This is a genomic window from Nostoc foliaceum FACHB-393, assembly GCF_014698505.1.
GTDB classification, from domain to species: Bacteria; Cyanobacteriota; Cyanobacteriia; order Cyanobacteriales; family Nostocaceae; genus Nostoc; species Nostoc foliaceum_A.
In genome coordinates this window covers 58595-75509 of sequence record NZ_JACJTD010000007.1, presented here as the reverse complement: position 1 = coordinate 75509, position 16915 = coordinate 58595, and the positions used below count along the sequence as shown (strand labels likewise).

Genomic DNA, 16915 nt, shown 5'->3' with positions numbered 1-16915 from the left:
TATGCCCAATACCCAATACCCAATGACCAATGACTAATTACCAGCAGATGTATCAATCGATTCACCACTGACTACCACGCTTGTTTGACCATTGCGCTCTCGCCACAAAGTTAGAAGAGTACTGGCGATGAAAATACTTGAATAAGCCCCCGCTGTAAAGCCAATAATTAGAGCTAAAGCAAAGTTTTTCAGAGTTTCGCCGCCAAACAGAAAGATAGCAAACAATGACAGCATCGTGGTAAAGGTCGTGTTGATTGACCGTCCTAAAGTTTGGTTAACTGCATCATCCACAATGTCAGCGATCGCTCGGTTGGGATTTGTCTTGAGGGTTTCCCGAATGCGATCGTAAATTACTACTGTATCGTTGACTGAGAAACCTGTAATTGTCAGTAGAGCAACGATGAACAGGCTATCTACTTCAGTACCCAGTACTAAACCCAAAATCGAAAAAATCCCTGCCGTGATGAAGACATCATGTAATAGCGCAACGATCGCAAACACTGCATAATCTAACTGGAACCGGAAGGTCAAGTAGATTATGATGCCTGCAAAGGAAACTATTAGAGCTATTACCCCAGACCTAAACAGCTCTGCCCCCAGAGTTGGGCCAACGGTGTCAAATTGATTTTTTTGCTCGTCAAAAGTACCGACTTTTTCACTTAAGGCATTTTGCAAATTGGTACGCTGTTCACGATCCAAGTTTTTTGTGCGAATTAATATACCATTTTCTGCACCAGTGCCTCTGTCAGCGACAATTTGGATACTGCTATCACCCAACCCCTGAGCTTTAGCCACTTCCCGGACGACATTGATATCAATTGGCTGGTCGCAGTTACCGGGTTTGGTACAATCGCGTTCAAACTGCAATCGTGTACCACCGACAAAATCTAAACTGGGACGTAGAGGTGCTTTGATGTTCGGGTTTTGCCAAGAAATCACCATTGAGATGATACCAGCCAGAATGACGGCACTAGAAATAGCCCACCAAAGCGATCGCGATTTGTTAATACTTAGTTTCATTGAGCCACCTCTGCCTTATTTGATCTTGGCAGGTTTGGACAGAAAAGTTCTGGTTTCTTGAGTGCGGGAATTGTAATTGCTAAAAACATCAAGGTGCGACTACAGGTAATTGCTGTAAACATACTCACGGCTACACCCAAAGCCAAAGTTAGGGCGAAGCCTTTCACCAAACCAGCCCCCAGCCAGAATAGTGCAGCACAAGCAATGACTGTAGTCACGTTGCCATCTAAAATACTGGAAAAGGCTCGGTAAAAACCAGATTCTACAGAACGATACAGGGATTTGCCTGCTTGCAATTCTTCCCGTGTCCGCTCAAAAATTAGTACATTTGCATCCACCGCCATCCCAATACTAAGGATAAAACCGGCAATTCCTGGCAGAGTTAGAGTGACACCCAACAAAGCAAAGGTAGCCCAGGTCAGCAAGGCGTAAATCAATAGTGCTACATCGGCAATTAGTCCTGGTAGTCTATAGTACACTACCATAAATACTAATACTAAAGTCAGACCACCGATACCAGCATAGATACTGCTAGTAATACTGTCTTTACCCAAGGTTGCCCCAACAGTGCGAATTTCCGCAATTTCTACCGGTACGGGTAATGCGCCACCGCGTAACTGCACACCTAAGTCATTGGCTTGCTGTGCGGTAAAATTTCCTGTAATGACGGCAGCGCCACCAGTAATACCAGTAGCGGCAAATTCTATACCCACAGTAGGAGCGCTGATCAGTTCATTGTCTAGAAAAACACCAATGCTCCGTCCAGTACCGGCGAGATTTTTTGTCAAATCCGCGAACAGTTGACCACCCTGTTGGTCGAAGCGAATGGCAACATTCCAATTGTTACCTTGAGTGGGTTCACCATAGGCATCCTTGAGGTATTTGCCAATTAGCGGTGGATTGGTGCTTTCAAACAATTCAGCGATCGCTTGATTGCTATTCTGTAAATCTTCTTGATTCTTGACAATTGCTGCTTTGTCGGTACTCTTTCTTAACTCTTCTTGCTTGGCTTTCAATTCGGCTCTAGATGCTTGAAAAGCAAACAGTTGGGTTTCTGTATTCGGCTTTTGGGTGCGAAATTCTAACTGCGCCGTACCCCCTAGCACCCGTTCAGCTTGCTCTGGATTATTGACCCCTGGTAGTTGCACCAATATTTTATCTGCGCCGACTGTTTGGATGACTGGCTCAGAAACACCCAGACCATTAATCCGACCTTCGACAACTTTCTTCACACCTTCCAATTCTCGTTCGGTGATTTGGGGAACTTCCGCTGATGGTTTCACCTGAATAGTTAGCTGTGAGCCTCCGCGCAAGTCCAGCCCAAGAGGTATCGGAATTGTGACAATCACCGTAATCGCGGCGATTATCAGGACTAAAATCAAAATTAATAGCGATCGCTGTCTTTGCATACCATAACTCGCAACTGACAAAGGCTATAATAGCGCTCTTTTATGGAGTTATGAGTTGGGAGTTAGGAGTTGTAAATTCAATATTAAATTCTTAACTCCTCACTCCTAACTTTTAAGTTTTAACTTTTAAACCCGCAAAGCTACCATTTTTTCCACAGCTTCCACTATTTGTTCTGGTTGGATGATTGTTAGTCGTTCCAGATTGCCGTTGTAAGGTGTGGGAATATCTTGCGAAGAAAGCCGCAATACTGGCGCATCTAATTCATCAAATAAGCGATCGTTTATTGAGGCGATAACTTCTGCTCCAATACCCGCAGTTCGCATAGATTCTTCCACAACAATGACTTTATGGGTTTTTCTTACTGATGCACCAATGGTATCAAAATCTAATGGTTTGAGAGATATTAAATCGATAACTTCTGGATCGTATCCTTGTTTTTCAAGAGTTTTTACGGCTTGTAGCACATGATGCCGCATTCGGGAATAAGTAATAATTGTGACATCTTTACCCTCACGAACCATTTCTGCTTTATCCAGAGGTAGTAAATATTCTTCTTCTGGTAAATCTTCTTTCAAGTTGTAAAGCAGAACGTGTTCAAAGAACAACACCGGATTATCATCGCGGATAGCGGATTTCAGTAGTCCTTTAGCGTTTCTTGGTGTGGAGCAGGCAACAATCTTCAACCCTGGCACAGCTTGGAAGTAAGTTTCTAGTCGCTGGGAATGTTCTGCGCCTAGCTGCCGTCCCACACCTCCAGGGCCACGAATTACCATCGGAATTTTAAAGTTACCGCCAGAAGTATAGCGCAGCATCCCAGCGTTGTTGGATATTTGGTTGAAGGCGAGCAGTAAAAAGCCCATATTCATGCCTTCAATTATGGGGCGTAACCCAGTCATCGCGGCTCCCACTGCCATGCCAGTAAAGCTATTTTCGGCGATTGGGGTGTCTAGAATGCGGAGTTCGCCATATTTCTGGTACAGGTCTTTGGTAACTTTATAGGAACCGCCATAGTGTCCTACGTCTTCACCGAGAACGAATACGCTGGAATCACGTGCCATTTCTTCATCAATGGCTTCCCGTAAGGCGTTGAAGAATAGTGTTTCTGCCATTTAGACCTTTTAGTACGATTATGGTTTTAGAATTTTATCGTGCTGCTGTCGCAAATACGGTGAGCGATCGCACTAGTTAGAGATTGGTTTTTTTAACGAACCGCCTCAGACACAGAGAGAAAAGGTAAAAAGGTTCTTTCTAGATTTTTTATTATTTTCCATCTCTTGTGCTGTCTGTTTAATTGCTATTTTGCCCCTAAGCAGAGAGTAATTGCCGAGATAACTATATCAAAACTGTTGTCCAAACTCGAAATTACCGTCAAAGTTAGGCAATCCATATCTCGGAAATGCATTATCAAACGGATGAGGGAACTTGACTGATTTTCTACACATTAGGCGTGAGAAATTTAGGAAATTCAATCAGTGATAGAGGCGGAACTCTCCTCACTGGAGTGAGCAAAATCACAAGGAAGGTGGAGCAAAATAAAATGCAAAACTTTAACTCTATAGGAGAGGCTGCATAAGCAACTGCTGTCATACACAGATAGATGTGCTGTTACGTTACAGTAGGTCTAACGCACAATACCTGAGAAACATTATGTTACTAACATAACCAACGCAACCTACATTAGAAGTTGCGAATAAAAAAATCTACATACCTAAGTTAGATTTTATAGGTTTTTTGAAGTCTTTACACAAAATCAAATATCTACTAATCCTTCACTGAGCAAGCTATTAACTGCATATAAGCCTGAAGGCAATCTCTGCACGGCTCAGTCTTGCACGCTCTCTCAGGGCTTGCATATCCATATTCATGCTCACCTGGAAAATATAAAATAGTTTTATTAAATTGATTTATTAGTAGGGGTTGGTAAGATTTTTGAGAGGTTAAGTTAGTTAACGCGGCTATGAATTTGAGTTAATTTCAGAGGGTCAAGATATTTTAGTGCTGCATATTTAGGATTAGTAGCACGTATTTTTGGCTCAAGTTCTTTGTGTTGATTGAGGAGACTCTCAATTTCTTCTTTGAGGCTGGCGATACAATCACAGTCAAAACACAAAATCTCACGTCGAGCCACCAAAACACAACTCTGCGCCTCTGTGCCTCTGCGTGAGATTTCTAAATCCTTACTTTTCAATGGCTCACCCTACTTTAACCATCGCGCCGCATCTTTAGCATGGTAGGTCAAAATCAAGTCTGCGCCAGCCCGTTTAAATCCAGTTAAAGTTTCCAAAACCACCCGCTCCTCATCAATCCAACCATTGAGAGACGCAGCTTTCACCATCGAATACTCACCGGAAACATTGTAAGCCGCAACTGGTAAGTTACTTGCTTCCTTCACCCGCCAGATAATGTCCATGTATGCCAAAGCTGGCTTAACCATGAGCATATCAGCACCTTCAGCGATATCCAATTCAATCTCTTTAATTGCTTCGCGGGCGTTACCTGGGTCCATTTGGTAAGTCCTTCTGTCCCCAAATTGCGGTGTCGAGTCTGCTGCATCCCGAAATGGGCCATAATATCCCGAAGCATACTTAGCAGCATAAGACAAAATCGGCGTGTCTTGAAATCCTGCTTCATCCAAACCTACACGAATTGCCTGGACAAAACCATCCATCATTCCCGAAGGTGCGATGATATCGGCACCGGCTTTCGCTTGAGAAACAGCCGTTTTTTTCAACAATTCCAGAGTTGGGTCATTTAAAACTCGTCCTGTTAAATCACCAACTTGCAGATAACCACAATGACCGTGACTGGTGTACTCACACAAACAAGTATCAGCAATTACAATTAAGTCTGGCACTGCTGCTTTTACCGCAGTCGCTGCTTTTTGAACGATACCGCAATCATGCCAAGCGCCAGTGGCATCCACATCTTTATCAGCCGGAATACCAAATAGAATAATAGAAGGAATTCCTAAGTCGTAAACTTCTTTTGCCTCTTCGACAATTTTATCTACCGAAAGTTGGTAGACTCCGGGCATCGATTTCACCTCATTAGCGATTCCCTCACCTGGTACGGCAAATAGTGGGTAGATAAAATCGCTTGTTGTCAAAACAGTTTCACGAACCATCCGCCGCAGTTGAGGATGAGTACGTAGACGACGGGGGCGATGTATAGGAAACATAAAATTTTATGAAGAAAAACAACGCAAATGGACACAAAACAAAGCGTCACAAAAGCAGGCTAAAACTTTCCTGCCGTCAGACAGACTACAAACAGTGCTTAACTGTCCTTTGCCCTACTCTTAATCAAGCTGTAGGGCAATTTTGTATTTTACAGCTTGGTTGCATCTATCCGACGGACTAGAAAAAAAACAACATAGATAGCAAATTCCACCAAAGCAATTACATAAATTAGCTAATAGGGAAAAATTTTTCTGATGTTGGTAATTCAAATTACCGAATACCACCATTTGTGCTAAAGAAATCGGAAAATGTAGGGATAACGAAAGGGTATATCAGGATTGCTGAAAACTCCGATGAGTGCCCAAATTGTTAAGCCCCAGTGCAACAAATATCCGATACCTGCTAGTGGCCCCAGCACTAATAGAGGTAACACTAACCAACCTAATAGAAAAAATAGCGCTCCCAGAATTCCTCCATAAAGCCAGACATTAAAGTGGAAATTGATGGATTCTTTGGCGTTTTCTTTAACAACAGGGTCATCAGATACGAACAGTATGGCTATAGGTATACCTACAGATACCAACGTGGTGCTGAAAAAAATGGCTCCATGAGACAAGGCGGATAGAAGCTTTCGCTTGTCTGTGTCGTACATTCCTTTCTCCTAGTTTAGTTAGATTGTTGATTATATTACGACCCTATCACGAGCATCGTTGTCTTAAGATTAAAAGACTTGCCAGAATAGAAAAAAATTAAGTTAAGTTACAAACAAATACAGTTATGTCAACTGAACTTCAGTCTGAACTGCATCAAGCAGTTGAACTTCGCCGCAACTTTGCGATTATTTCTCACCCTGATGCGGGTAAAACTACACTAACAGAAAAGCTGCTCCTATACGGAGGTGCTATTCACGAAGCTGGGGCGGTTAAGGCGCGACGGGCACAGCGCAAAGCTACCTCTGACTGGATGGCGATGGAGCAACAACGGGGTATTTCTATTACCTCCACAGTGTTGCAATTTGAATACCGGAACTGCCAAATAAATTTATTAGACACTCCCGGACACCAAGATTTCAGTGAAGATACTTATCGGACTCTCGCCGCCGCCGATAATGCAGTAATGCTGATTGATGCAGCAAAAGGTTTGGAACCCCAAACTCGCAAATTGTTTGAAGTATGTAAGTTGCGCGGTATCCCGATCTTTACATTTGTCAACAAGCTCGACCGCCCAGGAAGGGAACCTCTGGAACTGTTGGATGAAATTGAGCAAGAACTGGGATTGCAAACCTATGCGGTAAACTGGCCGATTGGTATGGGCGATCGCTTTAAAGGTGTTTTTGACCGACACATGCAACAAATTCACCTGTTTGAACGCAGCGCCCACGGTAGCCGAGAAGCCCGTGATACGATAGTCGAGTTAGGTGATCCGAGAATAGAAGAACAGCTAGAAAAAGACCTCTACTACCAACTGAAAAATGATTTAGAACTGTTAGAAGGAGTTGGGCCAGAGCTAGATTTACAGTTGGTACACGAAGGCAAAATGACGCCTGTGTTCTTTGGTAGCGCCATGACTAACTTTGGGGTAGAGTTATTCCTCAAGTACTTCCTCGACTATGCCCTTAAACCCGGTTCTCATTACAGCAGTGTTGGCGAAGTTGCTCCTACATACCCGGAATTTTCGGGGTTTGTCTTCAAACTGCAAGCGAATATGGACCCGAAACACCGCGATCGCGTAGCATTTATCCGGGTCTGCACTGGTAAGTTTGAAAAAGATATGATGGTGAATCACGCCCGCATTGGTAAACTCATCCGTCTGTCTCGCCCGCAAAAACTCTTTGCCCAAGAGCGAGAATCAATTGATGTGGCTTATCCTGGCGATGTGATCGGTTTGAACAATCCCGGTGTTTTTGCGATCGGAGATACAATTTACACGGGGCAAAAGCTAGAATACGAGGGAATTCCGTATTTCTCGCCGGAACTGTTTGCGTCTCTGAGGAATCCCAACCCCTCGAAGTCGAAACAATTCCAAAAAGGCATTGCGGAATTGCGAGAAGAAGGTGCTGTGCAAATTATGTATTCAACTGATGAAGCCAAGCGCGATCCAATTTTGGCTGCGGTGGGTCAGTTGCAATTCGAGGTAGTGCAATTTCGCTTACAAAACGAGTATGGTGTAGAAACCATATTAGAGTTATTGCCCTACAGTGTCGCCCGTTGGGTTGAGGGTGGTTGGGAAGCATTAGAAAAGGTGGGACGGATATTCAATACCACTACAGTTAAAGACAGTATGGAACGACCAGTGTTGCTATTCCGCAATGAATGGAATTGTCAACAGTTACTGGGCGACCATCCAGAGTTAAAATTAAGCGCGATCGCTCCAGTATTTTCTAGTCAAAAACCAGTGGAGGAATAATTCACTTGACAAGCAAAACTTGGGCGCGGTTGATTTCCACGGCATCCGAGGTTCGCGCTTTTGCACAAACGTGGATCACCTAGAAGAGATTGGAGTGCCAGAATTTGTATGCCTTCACATGCCAAACCGTCTTTGGAGGCTGGTTTAGTTGCCCTCAAGCAGGGAAATTACCAAACAGCGATCGCTCAACTAGAACCTATTGCTAGCAGCCAAAGTAATGCGACTGCTAGCTTACAAGCCCAGGTTGGTTTAGTAATGGCTTATGCACGTATTGGCGAAGCCTCCAAAGCGATTACTATTTCCCAGAATCTCATTGAGAGTAACAATCCGCAAGTTCAAGAGTGGGCAAAACGCGCTCTCGAACACCTGACAAAACGTAAAAAACGCGATCAAGAATCAAAAAATGTAGAAACTGGATTTGTTGCCTTTGATAATTCAACCCCAGCTTCTCCCCCAGTTACTCCCCCGGTAACTTCTACATTAGAGGAACAGACAAAAGATCAAGTCATAGAGACCAAGAGCGACGACACCCCGCCGATGGTACCACTAGGTAGACTCAAAGCTACAGTAGCGACACCACCGCCACCACTAGCATCTGCATCTGTGCCTTTAAGCGGTTTCATGGGTTCTGTGACCCGTACCCAAGCTAAATTATTCGGTGTTATTTATTGGCGACAAGCACAACGCGCTAAAGCATGGCAACCCCTACGTAAACCGAAATTAATCCCTTTGCGGTTGCTGACAGCAGGGACATTCATCGCCCTGTTTTGGGTGATGCGGGAAATGCTTAAGCTAGCATTTGGATTCATCAACCAGACTTTAGTCAAACTACCTTATCTGGAGCCGTTACAGTTCTTATACCGCGACCCTACTAAATTGCTGCTAATAGTATTGGTGATTCTGGTCGGAGTATCACCTTGGTTGCTGGATCTGCTATTGGCGAACTTGTATGGTCAGCGAGAATTTCCCAAAGATGTATTGAATGCCCATAGCCGCGAAGCTGTTCGGGTGTTACAACGTTGTTGCCAGCAGCGGCACTGGCCATTACCCAAACTGCGGATTTTACCAATGGCTGCACCAATTATCCTGACCTATGGTAGTTTACCACGTAATGCCAGGATTGTTGTGAGTCAAGGTCTATTAGAGCAGCTAGCAGATGATGAAATCGCCACTATTTACGCTACGCAGTTAGGGCATATTGCTCACTGGGATTTTGCTGTGATGTCTTTGTTGCTGCTGGTAACACTACCAATTCATCAGCTATATCAGCAAGTATCAGAGTGGGGAGACAAAATATCAGGGAAAATTTGGCGCTGGCCGGTGACAATTTTGGCGAGTCTGATTTATGGAATTTGGTGTTTACTGACTGGAAGTGCATTGTGGTTGTCGCGGTTGCGGCTTTATTATAGCGATCGCGTCGCATCTGAAATTACTGGTAATCCCAATGCCCTGATTCGCGCTTTACTCAAAATCGCCATTGGAATTGCAGCTGATATCCAAAAACAGGAACAGACTAGTTGGCAACTAGAAAGTTTAAATCTCCTAACACCAGTCAGCCACCAACAGAGCCTATCTTTGGGCACTATTGCCAGCAATCTATCCTTTGAATCATTTTTGAAGTGGGATACTGCCAATCCCTATCGCCGATGGTTTACGATTAACAATAGCCATCCTTTGATGGGCGATCGCATCGAACGCCTCTGTCAAATAGCCCGTCACTGGCATCTAGACACCGAACTACATTTTGCAAGCGTTCCATCAAAGGTTAAGCGTCAGTCTTTCTTGTTACAAATCGCTCCCTGGTTGGGAATTCCTCTGGGGGTTCTGTTTGCAGCGTTCGTCTGGCTAACCTGGCAACTAGCATTCACACTCAAGTTTTTAAATCTAAAGTGGATATATGAAGATTGGTCTTTCATTACAGGCTGCCTTCTGATTGGCTTTAGCATCGGTACAGTGATGCGGATTAATTCTTTTTTCCCCGATATTAAACCTGCCACCGTACAAACTGACGACTACCTACCCAACCTGTTAGCTGACCCTTCTGCTTTACCAATTGATAGCGTCAGTGTGCGTCTTGTAGGCAAATTGTTAGGTCGTCAAGGCACTAGCAACTCCCTAGCGCAAGATTTAATTCTCCAGTCCAGTGCAGGTTTAGTGAAATTACACCATGTTTCTTGGCTAGGACAGTCAGTCAATCACCAGGATCTAATTGGTAGGCAAATTATCGTTACAGGTTGGTTCCGGCGAGGAGCAACACCTTGGATCGATATCCAAACTCTGGAAACTCAAAGTGGTAAGACGATTCATAGCCCGCATCCAATTTGGTCTACTTTTTTGGCAGTTGCAGCACAGGCTTGGGGCGCATATGTTTTTCTCACTGGTTAGTCATTTAGTCAGGAGACAATAAACGATTGACAAAGGAAAAATCGTAATGTAAACAAAAGTTGCAGGTTTTCTTTCAAAGTGTTACATTTATTTACACAAACAATAGCAGCCAATATAACTCAGCACTACAGCTTAGTTATAAATTTGGATGCTTTTCCCCCGCTCCATACTTTTTATCCTCCCAACACAGCAGGAAAATAACCAGCCATTGGCTGGTTTTTGTTTCAAAATATGCTCCCTTGAATAAAAAAATGTGTTTTATGTTACGATGCAATAATACTAATGTCGGAAATGTATGCGCTAAACTAGCTACGTAGAAAATACCGTGGTAATGTAAGGAATGGTATTTGATTCTGCGAAAAAGGGCATGGAAAAAAGCGTGTACTTTAGCAGGCAATAGGCTATTAAATTTACAATTCTTAGAATTAAGGTGTTATTAGCTCACCATAGAGTGGGCCTTTGGATTAAACAAGCTTGATCCCGACGAAAAACTGTATTGTTGTATAGGTTAACAGTTTCGAGCAAAAAAATTGGTTGATGGCAGTCTTGGTCAATAGCATCTATTTAATTAAAAGCCAAAGCCAAGTGATTGTTTTCTTGCCTTGCCATGTTCATTTAACTCTGGAGGTATAGTTCATGTCCATTCGCCTATATATAGGTAATTTGCCTAAAGAAGAAATAGATCGTCAGGATCTGCAAGCAGTTTTTGCAGCAGAAGGTGATGCTGTAACTACTAAATTAATTAAAGACCGTAAAACTGGCAAATGCCGTGGTTTTGGTTTTCTGACAGTCAACAACGACGAACAAGCTGACGAAATCATTGAAAAATACAATGGTCAGATGTTCAAAGACACTCCGATTAAGCTAGAGAAAGCATTACCTCGGACAAAGGGTGAAGAAGGCGACGAGCAAGCACCTAAACCGGTTACTCTTGCTAGTAGTACTCCCACTCCTACCCCTAATAGAGAAGGTAGCCGTCGCGAGAAAAGCTCTAAGAAGCCTCGTCGTGGCGGTGGTGGAGGTGGAGGTTCTCGTGAAAACAGCACCACAACTACCGATTCAGACGCTATTCGTCCAGATCCTCGTTGGGCTTCGGAATTAGAAAAGCTGAAGCAGATGCTAGCTGCACAAACTACGAATTAGTCCCTAAGGGAAAGAGATTAAAAATTAAAAATCAGAATTTTTTTTTGATTTTTAATTTTTAATTATTGTTGATTATCACCTAGCTGCTAGATTAAAAACAACTTGCAGCTAATTTTGTGATTGCGTAGCCGCAACCCAACCTAAGCATCGCATAGTAAAATCAAACGACACATAAATTTCACGCATTCCCGATACTTACGTAATAACAAGAAGTCTATACTGATACAACAGTAACTTATATAGAGTTGCTATCAAAGCTTACTTATAAAAAAATTAAGTTTTTGTGATTAGGCGCATTGGAAAACCTAAGCCAATATCAATGCGATGCCTAGGTTGGGCTGCGCCTACGCAGGAATTATCTTGATTTGATAAATTATATTTAGTAATGGCAAGCTTCATACTGCCAAGAGAACTGCCGTAGGCATCGCTCCAAAGATAATCTACACTCAAGGAGATACCGATCGTTTGCAGCTTCTGTTATGTCTTCAACTCTAGATTCTTTGCCACCTGCGCTCGCTAAAATTGTCCAGCGCTTTCAACGCGCTTCCGAACCGAAGCGACGCTACGAACAGCTAATCTGGTATGCTCAGAAGCTCAATGAGTTCCCAGAAGCTGATAAATTACCTGAAAATAAAGTTCCTGGTTGCGTATCTCAAGTTTATATCACAGCAACCTTGGATGATGGTAAGGTTGTGTTCAAGGGCGATTCCGATTCCCAGTTAACTAAAGGATTAGTGGGACTTTTGGTTGAAGGATTACATGGACTAACGCCAACTGAGATTGTCCAACTTACTCCAGATTTTATTCAACAAACAGGTTTAAACGTTAGTCTGACACCTTCCCGTGCTAATGGGTTTTACAACATTTTTAAAACCATGCAAAAAAAAGCATTGGAATGTAAGTTAGATTTGCCTAACTAAACTTGGTTATTGGTCATTTGTCATTAGTCATTGGTCATTTGCAAAGGACAAAGGACAACTGACAAATGACAAAAAACGTACAACTACCAAAATTTAGTCTTATGTCAACCAATCTATTATCTACCCCTGCTGCTATTGGCTTTGGTGGAGTAGTTCAAGAATATCTCTGGAATTGGGAAAATCAGCAATTGCGCGTTGTTTATGAAACCCTCGGTAAAGGTTCACCGCTATTGCTGCTACCATCTTTCAGCAGTGTTTCGACGCGTTTGGAAGTCGGCGAACTTGCCAGGTTACTAGCTCCCAATTTTCAAGTTGTAGCTTTAGACTGGCCTGGATTTGGTGAATCTTCTCGCCCTAGTTTGAATTACCGACCAGAAATATATCAGCAATTTCTGGAAGATTTTGTCAAAGCTGTTTTTACTACTCCTGTTACCGTGGTGGGAGCTGGCCATGCTGCTAGTTACGTTTTACAATTAGCTGTCAAACAACCTGCTGCTTTCTCAAAGATTGTGTTGTTAGCTCCTACTTGGCGTGGGCCTTTGCCGACAATGGGGGCAAGTCAGCAAATAGCTGGCTTTGTGAGAGAATTGGTGCGATCGCCTATACTTGGTCAAGCTCTCTACAAACTCAATACTGCCCCATCTTTATTAAGTTTTATGTATCGCCGTCATGTCTTTACTGACGCGGCTAAAATTACACCCAGTTTCATCGAGAAGAAGTGGCACACGACTCAACAACCAGGAGCGCGATTTGCATCTGCTGCCTTTGTAACTGGTAATCTCGATGCTGTACACGAACAATCTGATTTTCTGGAACTTGTAAAGTCTTTAACCGTACCGTTCATGGTAGTAATTGGGGAATCTAGTCCTCCCAAATCACGAGAGGAAATGAACGCTTTGGTTGCTTTACCAGGAGTGAGAAGTGTTGTTATCCCTGGTTCTCTGGGACTGCATGAAGAATACCCAGCAGTTGTTTTAGGAGCAGTTCAAGATTTTTTGTTCTCGTGAGAAAATTAAATCCTCGCACCAAGACGCAAAGGTCATTTTGCACCTTGGTGCGAAATTAAAATTAGTTCAAACTATTGCGATTAAGTTTTTGCAAGCGAGAAAGAGAAAGCGCTAGTAGACCGACTATACCAAGACCAAGGACATTTGACGACTCAGGCACGGTCTTGACTTCAAAATCAAAATTAAAAGTGCCAGACTCTTTAAAGGGAATGGGGTTATTGCCATTGCCTAAATCCACTAATTTGAATGATGCAGAGTAAGTTCCCAGTGGTGCAGCAGCATCAGTCCAAAAGGTAGGGGTAAACGAAAAATCATCACCACTGCCGATTGTATAGATATCGCCGACTGACTTGACAATATCAACGCCTGCTGAATCGCCAATATTCAATCCACTGCTAATGGACGCTAATTGTAAACCAATATTTGCACCCTCAAGGGATGACTGCCAACGGCCACTAGAGCTATTGAACAAATACTGGTTATCTAATTCTTTTGAAGTTTTTAGAGACGCTATAGGTTCTATTGTCAGATTGCTATATTCCTTATCTGTTGGAGTACTAATCAAGCGACCAGTATAAAACCCTGTACCAGGTAATAATGTTAGCGGCGGTTGTTCTGAGTAAGATTCAGGAATTCGGTTATTTGGATTGGTTGGGTTAATGGTTGGGTTATCTAATGACCCTGAGTAGCTATAAGTACCAATGCCGTGGAAATGGCTAGATTCCGGCGTGTCTTCATTCCTGTGTGCAAAGAGAAGAGTCAAACGATTGTAGTTGGGGTTCTCCAAACCTGCGTATGTCCCTGTAGGAAAAACTTCCAAACCATCTAACCCAACGTAAAAGCCGGTTTCATCCGAATGATTATGAGTATCATCTGCTTGTGCTGGGTCTAAAGCGGTAGATAAAACCAGTGGTGCAACAACTAAAAAGCTGATTGCAATAGACGCAGATGCTTGCCCTGTTTGAGTTACTTGCTTTTTCGAGCAGGCAGTGTTTCTTGAAACCACCACACTTCTCCATCAAAGTCTAATTTTTCTATGCGATAATGATTATCATATTTCTCGCAAGATTGTCAATGTACTAACCTGCTAAATACCGCAGGGTCAATTGGAATATTCCTACCAACTACACCAACTTGCGGATATTTATTACTTATTACAGATGCATAAAAGAAAATATTTGGTGGGGAAATTATGTGATTATTTTGCTGAAACTCAAAATAACAGCAAGTTCGCACAAAAATATAAAAAGATTTATCATAGGCGATAATGATTATCCATAAGGTGAGACAAGAGGAATTTAGAGTATGGTGGCTGACGTAATCAACAATTCAGTTCCCGTTACTGTTCTGACTGGCTATTTGGGAGCAGGTAAAACGACTCTACTCAATCACATCCTCACCTACGAACACGGCAAAAAAGTTGCTGTGATTGTTAATGAATTTGGGGAAGTGGGTATTGATAATCAATTGATTATCGATGCAGATGAAGAAATATTTGAAATGAACAATGGCTGTATCTGTTGTACAGTGCGCGGCGATTTAATTCGCATCATTGGTAATTTGATGAAGCGGCGCGATAAATTTGACCATTTAGTAATTGAAACGACTGGATTAGCCGATCCTGCACCAGTGATTCAGACATTTTTTGTAGATGAAGATTTACAAAGTCAATTGTCTTTAGATGCAGTGGTGACAGTCGTAGATGCCAAGCATATTTGGCAGCACTGGGATGCAGACGAAGCCCAAGAACAGATTGCCTTTGCCGATGTAATTTTACTTAATAAAACAGATTTGGTAGCGCCAGAAGAGTTGGAGGAATTAGAAAAACGGATTCGGGCGATGAATGCGATCGCAAAAATCTACCGTACCCAAAATTCTGAACTAGGAATGGATGCTTTATTAGGTGTAAAAGCCTTTGATTTAGACCGCGCATTAGAAATTGATCCAGATTTCTTAGGTGAAGATGCTCATGTACACGATGAAAGTGTCTTTTCTGTGGCTTTAGTAGAAGCGGGTGCAGTTGATGGAGAAAAATTAAACACTTGGCTTTCGGAGTTACTGCGTACTCAAGGGCCAGATATTTTTAGGATGAAAGGCATTTTAAATATTGCCGGAGAAGATAATCGATTTGTCTTTCAAGGAGTCCACATGATATTTGATGCCAAACCCGATCGCCCCTGGAAACCAAGCGAAACCCCCAAAAACGAACTAGTATTCATCGGCCGTAACCTTGATGCAGCCCAACTCAAACAAGATTTTCTCGCTTGTCTAGCATAAGTTAGGGAGTAGGGAATTTACCATTCCCATTCCCCATTCCCCATTCCCCTTTACAAATATGAACACCACAACCAGCAAATCAAAGGAATTTGAACAACACTATTCGGGGACACTTTCAGATTATGTAACTGCGATCGCTTGGTCGCCACAAGGTAAAACTTTAGCAGCAACTTCCGCCGCCGGGGAAGTAGTTCTGTGGAATGAGGGCGAACTTACAAGTTTACAAACTGGTAACGGTAAATCAGTAGACTGTCTAGCTTTTTCACCAGATGGAAAATTTTTAGCCGTTGGTGGACAAGATGGACAGGTGAAAATTTGGCGCGGGACTGAATTAATCGCCACCTTGGAAAATGCCCCTGCATGGGTTGACAAACTAGCTTGGAATTACACCAGTAACCAACTGGCTTTTAGTTTGGGGCGTTATGTCCAAGTTTGGGATGCAGATACTCGTGAAATTATCGTGACGCTGAATTTCGACAACTCTTCAGTACTGGGTATAGATTGGCGTATTGACGGACAATACTTAGCCATTAGCGGTTATAAGGGAGTCAAAATTTGGCATAGTCAAAACTGGGATGAAGAACCATATAACCTAGATATGACTACTGTCAGTGTGGCTATGGCTTGGTCGCCTGATGGCAAATTCCTGGCTTCTGGCAACATGGATCGTAGTGTCACCGTTTTAGAATGGAACAACCCCGACCCTTGGGTAATGCGTGGCTTCCCTGGTAAAATTCGCCAATTGGCATGGTCAGAAGCTATGACCAAAGTCGGTGCGCCAATACTCGCATCTTCTAGCGTTGAAGGTATTGTAGTGTGGGAAAAGCTAGAGGATGATACTTTAGGTTGGGAAGCGCGAGTATTAACCAATCATGTAGGTGTGATTAATGCGATCGCCTTTGCACCCAAAAGCTTCCTTCTCGCTTCTGCTGCTGCTGATGGCTGGTTATGTTTGTGGAACAAAGCCAAGGAAGTATCCCAAATTATCACAGGTGTCTCAGCAGGATTTTCTTGCCTAGCTTGGCATCCCGAAGGTAAGTTACTGGCCGCAGGCGGTGAACAGGGCGAATTACTTGTATGGTCAAAGGTTTTGCGAGGTCAAGGATTCGGGCGTAGTTAAAATAATTCGTAATTCGTAATTAAAGACTATTACATCAAAGTATTTATA

The 16915-nt window shown here is 42.9% G+C and carries 14 protein-coding genes; 7 read left to right on the top strand and 7 right to left on the bottom strand.

Annotated features, from left to right (window positions below; all coding sequences use genetic code 11):
• Window positions 1-33 precede the first annotated feature (33 nt).
• From secF to H6G92_RS08555, 6 genes are all read right to left on the bottom strand, one after another.
• A complete protein-coding gene (secF, locus tag H6G92_RS08580) occupies window positions 34-1020 on the bottom strand; it encodes a protein translocase subunit SecF (protein WP_190892816.1) in 987 nt (328 codons plus the stop codon).
• Window positions 1017-2429: a protein translocase subunit SecD gene (gene secD / locus H6G92_RS08575; RefSeq protein ID WP_190893031.1), complete on the bottom strand. Its 1413-nt coding sequence runs from the start codon at window positions 2427-2429 to the stop codon at window positions 1017-1019. Before secD ends, secF begins: the two co-directional genes overlap by 4 nt.
• A 126-nt stretch (window positions 2430-2555) precedes the next feature.
• Entirely contained in the window at window positions 2556-3539 is a 984-nt protein-coding gene (locus H6G92_RS08570; protein WP_190892814.1) for an alpha-ketoacid dehydrogenase subunit beta, read from the bottom strand.
• An 833-nt stretch (window positions 3540-4372) separates the two neighbouring features.
• Window positions 4373-4618: a hypothetical protein gene (locus tag H6G92_RS08565; protein WP_190892812.1), complete on the bottom strand. Its 246-nt coding sequence runs from the start codon at window positions 4616-4618 to the stop codon at window positions 4373-4375.
• Between the two features lie 9 nt (window positions 4619-4627).
• Entirely contained in the window at window positions 4628-5608 is a 981-nt protein-coding gene (gene hemB / locus H6G92_RS08560; protein ID WP_190892809.1) for a porphobilinogen synthase, read from the bottom strand.
• A 293-nt stretch (window positions 5609-5901) separates the two neighbouring features.
• On the bottom strand, window positions 5902-6261 hold the full coding sequence (locus H6G92_RS08555) for a DUF4870 domain-containing protein (RefSeq protein ID WP_190892807.1): 360 nt from the start codon (window positions 6259-6261) through the stop codon (window positions 5902-5904).
• Between the two features lie 125 nt (window positions 6262-6386).
• Here H6G92_RS08555 and prfC point away from each other — a divergent pair, with 125 nt between their 5' ends.
• The 5 genes from prfC to H6G92_RS08530 all read left to right on the top strand — a co-directional run bounded on the left by prfC (window position 6387) and on the right by H6G92_RS08530 (window position 13470).
• Window positions 6387-8015, top strand: a complete 1629-nt coding sequence (gene prfC / locus H6G92_RS08550; protein ID WP_190892805.1) for a peptide chain release factor 3 — start codon at window positions 6387-6389, stop codon at window positions 8013-8015.
• Window positions 8016-8123: 108 nt separating this feature from the next.
• Window positions 8124-10400 (top strand): M48 family metalloprotease, encoded by a 2277-nt coding sequence (locus H6G92_RS08545; RefSeq protein WP_190892803.1) that lies wholly within the window; start codon window positions 8124-8126, stop codon window positions 10398-10400.
• A gap of 636 nt (window positions 10401-11036) precedes the next feature.
• On the top strand, window positions 11037-11543 hold the full coding sequence (locus H6G92_RS08540; RefSeq protein ID WP_190892801.1) for an RNA recognition motif domain-containing protein: 507 nt from the start codon (window positions 11037-11039) through the stop codon (window positions 11541-11543).
• Window positions 11544-12022: 479 nt separating this feature from the next.
• Window positions 12023-12463, top strand: a complete 441-nt coding sequence (locus tag H6G92_RS08535; RefSeq protein ID WP_190892799.1) for a SufE family protein — start codon at window positions 12023-12025, stop codon at window positions 12461-12463.
• Between the two features lie 101 nt (window positions 12464-12564).
• Window positions 12565-13470 (top strand): alpha/beta fold hydrolase, encoded by a 906-nt coding sequence (locus H6G92_RS08530; protein WP_190893028.1) that lies wholly within the window; start codon window positions 12565-12567, stop codon window positions 13468-13470.
• 61 nt (window positions 13471-13531) lie between these two features.
• Here H6G92_RS08530 and H6G92_RS08525 read toward each other — a convergent pair whose 3' ends face one another.
• Window positions 13532-14476: an all3515 family Zur-repressed PEP-CTERM protein gene (locus tag H6G92_RS08525; RefSeq protein ID WP_190892797.1), complete on the bottom strand. Its 945-nt coding sequence runs from the start codon at window positions 14474-14476 to the stop codon at window positions 13532-13534.
• Window positions 14477-14775: 299 nt separating this feature from the next.
• On the opposite strand from H6G92_RS08525, the gene H6G92_RS08520 reads away from it, so the two are divergent.
• Together H6G92_RS08520 and H6G92_RS08515 are read left to right on the top strand one after the other, a co-directional pair.
• The gene (locus H6G92_RS08520) at window positions 14776-15747 is read left to right on the top strand and encodes a CobW family GTP-binding protein (RefSeq protein WP_190892794.1); all 972 of its coding nucleotides are present in this window, start codon (window positions 14776-14778) and stop codon (window positions 15745-15747) included.
• A 58-nt stretch (window positions 15748-15805) separates the two neighbouring features.
• Window positions 15806-16867, top strand: a complete 1062-nt coding sequence (locus tag H6G92_RS08515) for a WD40 repeat domain-containing protein (RefSeq protein WP_190892791.1) — start codon at window positions 15806-15808, stop codon at window positions 16865-16867.
• Window positions 16868-16915: the final 48 nt, after the last annotated feature.